Below are 8,452 nucleotides of genomic sequence, written 5' to 3' on the forward strand. Positions count from 1 at the left end.
CCGCGATGCGGCGTTGCCTCCGCCCCGGCGTTCGGCGCGCCTGCGGCGCGTTCGCGAGCAAGGCTCGCTCCTACGGGGGCCGGGGCCAGCCGTGTAGGAACGCGCCGCGCCAGGCAGACACGCGTTGCTCGGGGCCGAACACAGCCGCTCCCCCGAGTCCCGTCCTTGGTTTCGGTCCCCCGATGCACGTAGACTGGCCGCACATTGACGCGCAAACGGGTATCCACCATGCAAATTGCCGAGAACAAGGTCGTATCCATCGACTACACGCTCAAGAACGACCAGGGTCAGGTACTGGACACCTCCTCCGAGCGTGGGCCTCTGGCCTATCTGCAGGGGCACCAGAACATCATCTCCGGTCTGGAATCGGCCCTGGAGGGCAAGTCCGCCGGGGACAGTGTGCAGGTGACCATCCCGCCGGCCGAGGCCTATGGCGAACGGGACGAGTCGCTCAGCCAGGCGGTGCCGCGCCAGATGTTTCAGGATGCGGACAAGGTCCAGGTCGGCATGCAGTTCCAGACCACGTCGGAGGAGGGCGGAAGCCAGATCGTCACCGTGACCGGCGTGGACCCGGAGCACGTGACCGTGGATGCGAACCACCCGCTGGCGGGCGAGACCCTGACCTTCGACGTGACCGTCGTCGACGTGCGCGAGCCCACGCAGGAGGAGATGGACCACGGACACGTGCATGGCCCGGGCGGTCACCAGCACTGAACCGGGGGTCCCGGGCGCGGGCGTCCGGGCGACCGCGAGGGGCGCGATCCCCGGAAGGTCGGCGTGGCGTCAGGGGAATCCCGGATGAGCGCCGCCGCCGGTCCGGCGAAGGCCCCCGCGGTCTCCGTTGGTGTGGATGTGGACGCGGTGATGGCGTCCGCGGCTCGGCGGCTCTGCCGCCTCCTGTCCGAGGCGGTAGCGGCGCGTGGTGTCGCCAGCCTCGCCCTCGCCGGGGGCCGGACACCGCGGGCCCTGTACGAACTGCTGTCGGGGTCGCCGGATGACTGGCCCGTTCCCTGGGAACGGGTGCGACTGTTCCTGGGCGACGAACGCTGGGTGCCCGCGAACCACGCGGACAGCAACCAGCGCATGGTCCGGGAGTCGCTGCTCGCGGATCTTCCGGGCGCCCCGGTCTTTCACCCGATGCCGACGGACGGGTCGGAGCCGTCGGAGGATGCCGCCCGGTACCGCGAGTGCCTCGCCCGCGAGGTTCCGGAGACCGACGGCGGTGTGCCCCGCTTCGATCTGATCCTGCTGGGCATGGGCGACGACGGCCATACCGCCTCCCTGTTTCCTGGCACCCCGGTTCTCGATGCGACGGAGACGGTGGCCGCGGTCCACGTGCCGAAGTTCGATTCCTGGCGTCTGAGCCTGACATTGCCGGTGCTGAACGCGGCACGGCAGGTGCTGTTTCTGGTGACCGGTGCTGACAAGGCCCCGGTCCTGGCGCGCGTGCTTGGCGACGGCCCGCGCCGGGAACTGCCCGCCTCGCTGGTGAATCCGCCGCAGGGCAAGGTGGAGTGGCATGTCGACCATCAGGCGGCAGCGCTAATCGGCGGTCCTGTCCGTGAGCCCGGTGCCTGAGGTCCGACCCCGCCTCTCCCGCTGACGGCCGCGTGCCCCGGGATCATGTTCGGCCCGACGCCCCTGGACCTGGCCGCGACCGCAATGGCCTCGGGACCGGTGCGGCGGCCGTCAGTCCGTCTCTGGCCGGATGCTGTGACGCCAGGCGTCGATTTCCTCCTCGAACAGACGGCGGCTCGCGGCCGGGCCCCAGGTGCCGGCGGGGTAGGTGTGGATGAAGTCGCGTTCAACTGACCAGGTATGGAGCACGGCATCCACGATGCGCCAGGCGTATTCGACCTCGTCGTAGCGCAGGAACAGGGAGCGGTCCCCCTCCATGATGTCGAGGAGCAGACCTTCATAGGCCCCGGTGCCGGGACGTTCGCCCGGGTTCAGCCCCGCGTCCAGGCTTACCTGGCGTGTACTCATCTCCAGCCCCGGTTGCTTCGAGGTCAGCTGCAGGCTGATGCACTCGCAGGGTTGCACCCCGATCGCCAGCCAGTTGCGTTCGACATTCTGCAGCCGGGTGCCGCGAAACAGCTGCTGCGGCGGCTGCTTGAACCGGATCATGATGTGCGACGCGCTCTCCGCCATCCGCTTGCCGGTGCGCAGGTAGAACGGCACCCCGCGCCAGCGCCAGTTGTCCACGAACAGCTTCATCGCGGCGTAGGTCTCGGTGACGCTGTCCGGGGGTACGCCGTCTTCCTCCAGGTAGCCGCGCACGCGCTCGCCCTGCACGTTGCCCGCGCCGTACTGCGCCCGGAACGCCTGCGCATGGACCGCGCCGGGAGTGATCGGCCGCACCGACTTCAGCACCTTCACCTTCTCGTCGCGGAGATCCTCCGCCGCCATGGAGGCCGGGGGTTCCATGGCCACCAGTGTGAACAGCTGCATCAGGTGGCTCTGCAGCATGTCGCGAAGGGCGCCGGCGCCGTCGTAAAAGGCGGCGCGGCTGCCCACGCCCAGCGTCTCGGCCTGGGTGATCTGCACGTGGTCGATGAAGTTGCGGTTCCACAGGGGCTCCAGCATCAGGTTGGCGAAGCGGAACACCAGCAGGTTGCGGACCATCTCCTTGCCCAGGTAATGGTCGATACGATAGATCTGCTCCTCGTCCAGGAATCGGCTCAGACGTTGCTGCAGCGCCTGAGCGCTGTCGAGGTCGTAGCCGAAGGGCTTCTCGATCACGACCCGCCGCCAGCCTCCGTTCTGCGTCAACAGGCCGGTGCGGCTGAGATTCTCCGTCACCACGCCGAACTCGGCGGGACGGATCGCCAGGTAGATCGCGAGATTGTCGGGCAGGTCGGGGCGTTCACCGAGCCACTGGGCCAGCCTGTCGTACATTCCGGCATCCGTGATGTCGCCCTGGAAGTAATCCTGGCGCTCCTGCATCCGCTCGAGCACCGTCGGCTCGATCTGGCCGCGCACATTGCCTTCGAGCATGTGGCGCATCTCCTTCAGCCAGCGTTCCCGGTCCCAGGGCCGCCGCCCGGTGGCGATGATGCGCAGGGCGTCCGGCAGCCGTCCGGCTGCCTCCAGCTGGTACAGCGCCGGCATCAGCTTTACCTGCGACAGGTTGCCGGTGGAGCCGAAGATCACGAAGGTGCAGGGGCTCAGCGGGGTTTCCATGGCTCAGACCTCGTAGGTGGACGAGGCAACGCTGCCGCCGCGTCCGGTCCAGTTGGTGTGAAAGAAGCTGCCGCGCGGGCGGTCGACGCGCTCGTACATGTGGGCACCGAAGTAGTCCCGTTGGGCCTGAAGCAGATTGGCCGGCAGACGTTCGCTGCGATAGCCGTCGAAATAGGCGAGGGCGGAGGCGAAGGCGGGCGTGGGAATCGCGTGTTCCACCGCGAGCGTCACGGCGCGGCGCCATCCGGCCTCGGCCTTCTGCAGGGCGCGCGCGAAGAAGTCGTCGAGGACGAGATTGGCCAGTTGCGGATCGGTGTCGTAGGCGGCCTTGATGTCGTTGAGGAAGGTGCTGCGGATGATGCAGCCCCCGCGCCACATCAGGGCGACGTCACCGTAGTTCAGCTTCCAGCCGTGGGTCCGCGCGGCCTCGCGCATCAGCATGAAGCCCTGCGCATAGGAGATGATCTTCGACGCGTACAGGGCGTCGTGCAGGGCGTCGAGATGATCCGCCGGCCGGGCGGATGCCGGGCGCTGGGGCGGGCCCAGCACGCTGGCTGCATGCACGCGTTCGTCCTTCAGCGAGGAGAGGGCACGGGCAAACACCGCCTCGCCGATCAGGGTCAGCGGCACGCCGAGTTCCAGCGCGCTGATGCCGGTCCATTTGCCGGTCCCCTTCTGGCCCGCGGTGTCCAGGATCCGGGTGACCAGCGGGGTGCCGTCCGCGTCCCGCGCGGCGAGGATGTCGGCGGTGATGTCGATCAGATAGGAGTCGAGCACTCCCTGATTCCAGCTGGCGAAGACTTCCGCCATCGCGTCGTGATCCATGGCGAGCGCGCGGTCCATCAGGGCGTAGGCCTCGCTGATCAGCTGCATGTCGCCGTACTCGATGCCGTTGTGCACCATCTTCACGAAGTGTCCGGCACCATCGGGGCCGATCCAGCGGCAGCAGGGTTCGCCATCGACCTGTGCCGCGATCGCCTGGAAGATCTCGCGCACCAGCGGCCAGGCCTCGGGATCGCCGCCGGGCATGATGGACGGCCCGTGTCGAGCGCCTTCCTCGCCGCCGGAGATGCCGGTGCCGACGAAGTGAAGTCCGTGTTCGCGCAGTTCCCGGGTACGGCGGGTGGAGTCCGGATAGTGGGAGTTTCCCCCGTCGATGATCACGTCTCCCGGTTCCAGCAGCGGCACGAGGGCCGCGATGAACTCGTCCACCACCGCGCCGGCCTTGACCATGAGCATCACCTTGCGCGGTCGCGACAGGCTCGCCACGAGCTCCTCCATGCTGTGGCAGCCGGTAATGGATTGCCCCCGCGCGGGGCCATCGAGAAATTCGTCGACACGGCTGGTGGTGCGGTTGAATACCGCTACACGGTAGCCGTGATCCGCCATGTTCAGCACCAGGTTCTGGCCCATGACCGCGAGTCCGATCAGGCCGATATCTGCGTTCGCCATGTTGTTGCCTCCTGAAATTGCGCGGATCGCCCCTCCGCGACCCGACCCGGGTCGCGGCCCCCGATCCTCGGATCCGGTTGCCAGGTGCCCGGATTTGCTGCCGGAAGGACCGCAGAGCATAGGGGATGCCGGGACCGACGTCGAAGTGGAGGCTCGCGAGCAAGGCCCCGCGGAATCTGGACACTGGCAGCCGATCGGCTGGTATCGCGTTGAAGCCGCAGGGAAATGTGGGGCGGTTTCGGTGCGCTGTTGGTCGGGATGCTGCTGCCGGCCACTTGGGTGCGTTTCCGGGGCCAGGAAATCCGGAGGAACCGGGGACCGGGGGGCCAGGCCCCGTCAGGGCTCTCTCAACGCAAATCATTCCCCTGCGATGGGTGCGTCACTGGACGGGTCTCAGGCCAGGGTGTCGCGGCATGAATCAGTCGCGCTGAATCGAATCCACCAGGCGCTCAAAATGCGCCTCCTGCTCCAGAACCGTGCGATCCGGACCGGTGAACTTGAAGAACACCGCGCCCTCGGGTCCGTCCACGATCGCACCGATCAGCCGATATCCGGGGCGCAGGTCCGCCCGCGGCGCCATGGGCCCGGCTGCCGCGTTGTAGGTGCCGCTGGCGCGCACCACGGTCACGGGCATTCCGTTCACCTCGATGGTCTCGCGCTCGGCGACCTCGCTGGTCGGACGCCCGTCATCCTGGTCGAACTGGTTGAACCAGCGGTCGACATTGGCATCGACGGTCCCGCCCTGCTGCGGGCCGAAGTAGAACACCGCCACCTCACCCGGCTCGCCGTCGCCCTCCGCCGCGGGCGTGGTGTATGTGGCGGCGCGCATTGGCCGCTGTGCCTGCATCTCCCAGCCCGCCGGAACCGTCCAGGTCAGTCCGGCCACGGAGTCCGTGGCGGAGTCGGCCGGCGCGGGCATGGCCGGGGCCGCGTCCTGCGGCGCGGAGGCAGCGGGTGCCGGGGCGGCCGTCTGTGCCGAGTCCTCGGGCGAGCAGGCGATCAGCGTGAACGTGAGCAGCGGAAGGAGCAGCAGGCTGGGGGTCATTCGAATCATGCGGGAGCCTCGCGAGTTGGGCGCGTCGGAAGAACGCGTCGCCCGGATTGTCCCGGAGTCGCTCCGGTATCGCAATTCCAGAAGGCCGGGACCCAGGCGCCTTGCCGGGCCGGGCTGCGCTCCGGCTGCCTCTGGATCCAGCTGGAAACATCCGCTCAGAGCCGTGCCTCAATGGTCTCCACCCGGTAGCGGCTCAGCTCGACCTGCCCCGGCCAGGATCCGGGAACCAGCCGGGCCTTCTGCCACAGTGCGTCGACGAAATCCGCGGGGTCCGGCAGCTGCTCCCAGACGGCCGGCAGGAAGGTGGCACGCCGGGTTCCACTGCGGACGACCAGACCGTCCACCCCTGGGCGCAGGGCCTCCAGCAGCGCACTTCGCGTGCCTGCGTGCAGGATTTCGTGGGGACCCAGCGTCGCGACGGACAATGCCAGGCCCTCGAGCTCGCGCATATTCAGCGCCGGGAACCGGGGATCCCGGCACGCGGCGGCGTAGGCGTTTTCCATGACGTCGGTCGCGAGCGGGCGCGATGCCTCGAGTGTGCCGATGCAGCCGCGGAGCCGGCCGTCACGCTTCAGGGTGACGAAGCTCGCGCCAGGGTCCAGCAGGACGGACGGTTCCCGCGCGAGCTCGAGGGCCGGAACGGGCAGGAACTCGGCCGCACTCCGCACACCCCGGGCGGCGATCTCCAGCAGGCGTTCCGCTTCGCCGATCACCGGGACGGCTCTGCAGCGCCTGAATGGAAGGCCCAGGCGCCGTAGCCCACCACCTCGCTGCGGGGCCCGGCGGTGTCACCGGAGTTACGCAGGTCCAGTGTCACCGGCCGGAGTCCGCGGCTGCGCGCAACCCGGAGCAGCCCCGCGAGCGGCTGGTGTCCACAGGCACGGTACGGGCCCAGCATGGTCTCCTCGCCACGTTCGATGGCATCGCAGGTCTCGGCGTCCAGCATCTGCGCGGTCGCGTAGTCGTGGTAGTGGGAGAGATCCGAGCTGATCACGATCAGGGTCTCCTCGCCGCCCCAGAGCCGGTCGAGCACCGCGGCGACGGTATCGGGATCGGCGTCGCCCACGACCAGCGGCACCAGCTCGAAGTCGTGCAGCAGGACCTGCAGGAACGGCAGGTGAACCTCCAGGCTGTGCTCCGGGCGGTGCGCCTCGTCCCGCTCCACCACCCCGGGAAGACCACCGATCAGCGCGCATGCAGCGCGGTCGACCGGGACCAGCCCGAGCGGGGTGCGGTAGGCGGGGGCCGCGGTGGTGGCGATGCCGCGGAAGGGCACACGGTGGGACGGGCCCATCAGGATGACCCGGCGGATGCGCTCGGCACCCGCTCCGAGGGCCGCATAGGCGCTGGCCGCAACGGGACCGGAGTAGGGAAATCCGGCGTGAGGCGCGACCAGGGCCTTCGGGAATCCGTGCGATTCCCGGGCCGTGACCGCGTCGGCCATCAGCCTTCGGATCCGGCCTTCCAGGGCTTCCGGATCGTCCGGATAGAACAGTCCGGCCACTGCCGGATCGCGCACGCTGGCCTTGGTGTCCATCTGTTCGGCTCCTCTTCAGGTTCCATGGGCGCCGCTTTGTGTCCCCGGGAACCGGGGTATCGGGAACAGGTCTCAATTATATGGGATTTCAGGGCGATCGAAGCACATGAACGAGCCACTGCGAGCAGATCCCTTCACCGTGCCGACCCGTTTCTGGCAGCGGCTTCCGGACGGCCGCGTGCAGTGCGACCTGTGCCCGAGGCTGTGCCGAATGAAGCCGGGCCAGCGGGGCGCCTGCTTCGTGCGCGCGAACATCGACGGGCAGGTGATGCTCACCACCTACGGCCGTTCCAGCGGATACTGCATCGATCCGATCGAGAAGAAACCGCTGAACCACTTCCTGCCCGGCACCCCGGTGCTGTCCTTCGGGACCGCGGGCTGCAACCTGGCCTGCAAGTTCTGCCAGAACTGGGACATCAGCAAGTCGCGCGAACTCGACACCCTGATGGATCGCGCCGATCCGGAGACCATCGCCCGGGCGGCCGCCGCGACCGGCTGCCGGTCGGTGGCCTTCACCTACAACGACCCGGTGATCTTTCACGAGTACGCGCAGGATGTGGCCGTCGCCTGCCGGGGGCAGGGCATGCGCACCGTTGCGGTGACCGCAAACTACATCAGCGAGGAGGCACGGGCCGAGTTCTATGCGGGCATGGATGCGGCGAACGTGGACCTGAAGGCCTTCACCGAGCGCTTCTATCACCGCCTGACCGGTGCCCACCTGCAGCCCGTGCTGGACAACCTCGAGTGGCTGGTGAACGAGACCCCTGTGTGGGTGGAGCTGACCACGCTGCTGATCCCCGGCGAGAACGACAGCGATGCGGAGATCCGGCAGATGTGCGACTGGGTCCTTCAGCACCTGGGACCGAGGGTGCCGATGCACTTCACCGCCTTTCATCCGGACTTCCGGATGACCGATCATGCGCCGACCCCGGTCGAGACGCTCCGCCGGGCCCGGCGCATCGCGCTGGACGCGGGCATCCACCATGCCTTTACGGGCAATGCCCACGATCCCGATGGCCAGTCGACCTGGTGCCACGCCTGCGGGCAGCGTCTGATCGGACGCTCCGGCTACCGAATCGACACCTGGAACCTGACCCCCGAGGGTCGCTGCAACGTCTGCTCCACCCCCGTCAGCGGCGTCTTCGAACCCGCCCCCGGCCACTGGGGCCCCCGCCGGCTCCCGATCCGCCTCGCCGAATACGCCTGAGCGCCTGGAGTGCGGGAGC

8 protein-coding genes are annotated in these 8,452 nt (G+C 68.6%); 3 read left to right on the forward strand and 5 right to left on the reverse strand.

The annotated features are described in order from the left end of the window. The first annotated feature begins 228 nt into the window (after window positions 1-228). Window positions 229-714 (forward strand): peptidylprolyl isomerase, encoded by a 486-nt coding sequence (locus ACESMN_RS07595; protein WP_373052995.1) that lies wholly within the window; start codon window positions 229-231, stop codon window positions 712-714. An 84-nt stretch (window positions 715-798) separates the two neighbouring features. After that, window positions 799-1,578, forward strand: a complete 780-nt coding sequence (gene pgl, locus ACESMN_RS07600) for a 6-phosphogluconolactonase (protein WP_373052996.1) — start codon at window positions 799-801, stop codon at window positions 1,576-1,578. Between the two features lie 111 nt (window positions 1,579-1,689). On the opposite strand, the gene zwf is transcribed toward pgl, so the two are convergent. The 5 genes from zwf to amrB all read right to left on the reverse strand — a co-directional run bounded on the left by zwf (window position 1,690) and on the right by amrB (window position 7,226). Further along, on the reverse strand, window positions 1,690-3,183 hold the full coding sequence (gene zwf / locus ACESMN_RS07605; RefSeq protein ID WP_373052997.1) for a glucose-6-phosphate dehydrogenase: 1,494 nt from the start codon (window positions 3,181-3,183) through the stop codon (window positions 1,690-1,692). A 3-nt stretch (window positions 3,184-3,186) separates the two neighbouring features. Further along, window positions 3,187-4,635 (reverse strand): decarboxylating NADP(+)-dependent phosphogluconate dehydrogenase, encoded by a 1,449-nt coding sequence (gene gnd / locus ACESMN_RS07610; RefSeq protein WP_373052998.1) that lies wholly within the window; start codon window positions 4,633-4,635, stop codon window positions 3,187-3,189. Between the two features lie 418 nt (window positions 4,636-5,053). After that, window positions 5,054-5,689, reverse strand: coding sequence for a hypothetical protein (locus ACESMN_RS07615; RefSeq protein WP_373052999.1), 636 nt, complete (start codon window positions 5,687-5,689; stop codon window positions 5,054-5,056). Between the two features lie 155 nt (window positions 5,690-5,844). Next, a complete protein-coding gene (gene amrA / locus ACESMN_RS07620) occupies window positions 5,845-6,402 on the reverse strand; it encodes an AmmeMemoRadiSam system protein A (RefSeq protein WP_373053000.1) in 558 nt (185 codons plus the stop codon). Continuing rightward, window positions 6,399-7,226: an AmmeMemoRadiSam system protein B gene (gene amrB / locus ACESMN_RS07625; RefSeq protein WP_373053001.1), complete on the reverse strand. Its 828-nt coding sequence runs from the start codon at window positions 7,224-7,226 to the stop codon at window positions 6,399-6,401. Before amrB ends, amrA begins: the two co-directional genes overlap by 4 nt. Before the next feature lie 106 nt (window positions 7,227-7,332). On the opposite strand from amrB, the gene amrS reads away from it, so the two are divergent. Then, window positions 7,333-8,433, forward strand: coding sequence for an AmmeMemoRadiSam system radical SAM enzyme (gene amrS / locus ACESMN_RS07630; protein WP_373053002.1), 1,101 nt, complete (start codon window positions 7,333-7,335; stop codon window positions 8,431-8,433). Window positions 8,434-8,452: the final 19 nt, after the last annotated feature.

The organism is Thioalkalivibrio sp. (assembly GCF_041690275.1).
GTDB lineage: Bacteria > Pseudomonadota > Gammaproteobacteria > Ectothiorhodospirales > Ectothiorhodospiraceae > Thioalkalivibrio.

Excerpts from the sequence above, each read along its gene's own strand:
- amrS (WP_373053002.1), top strand. The coding sequence starts at position 7,333 with ATGAACGAGCCACTGCGAGCAGATCCCTTCACCGTGCCGACCCGTTTC.
- amrB (WP_373053001.1), bottom strand. The coding sequence starts at position 7,226 with ATGGACACCAAGGCCAGCGTGCGCGATCCGGCAGTGGCCGGACTGTTC.
- ACESMN_RS07615 (WP_373052999.1), bottom strand. The coding sequence starts at position 5,689 with ATGATTCGAATGACCCCCAGCCTGCTGCTCCTTCCGCTGCTCACGTTC.
- zwf (WP_373052997.1), bottom strand. The coding sequence starts at position 3,183 with ATGGAAACCCCGCTGAGCCCCTGCACCTTCGTGATCTTCGGCTCCACC.
- gnd (WP_373052998.1), bottom strand. The coding sequence starts at position 4,635 with ATGGCGAACGCAGATATCGGCCTGATCGGACTCGCGGTCATGGGCCAG.
- pgl (WP_373052996.1), top strand. The coding sequence starts at position 799 with ATGAGCGCCGCCGCCGGTCCGGCGAAGGCCCCCGCGGTCTCCGTTGGT.
- ACESMN_RS07595 (WP_373052995.1), top strand. The coding sequence starts at position 229 with ATGCAAATTGCCGAGAACAAGGTCGTATCCATCGACTACACGCTCAAG.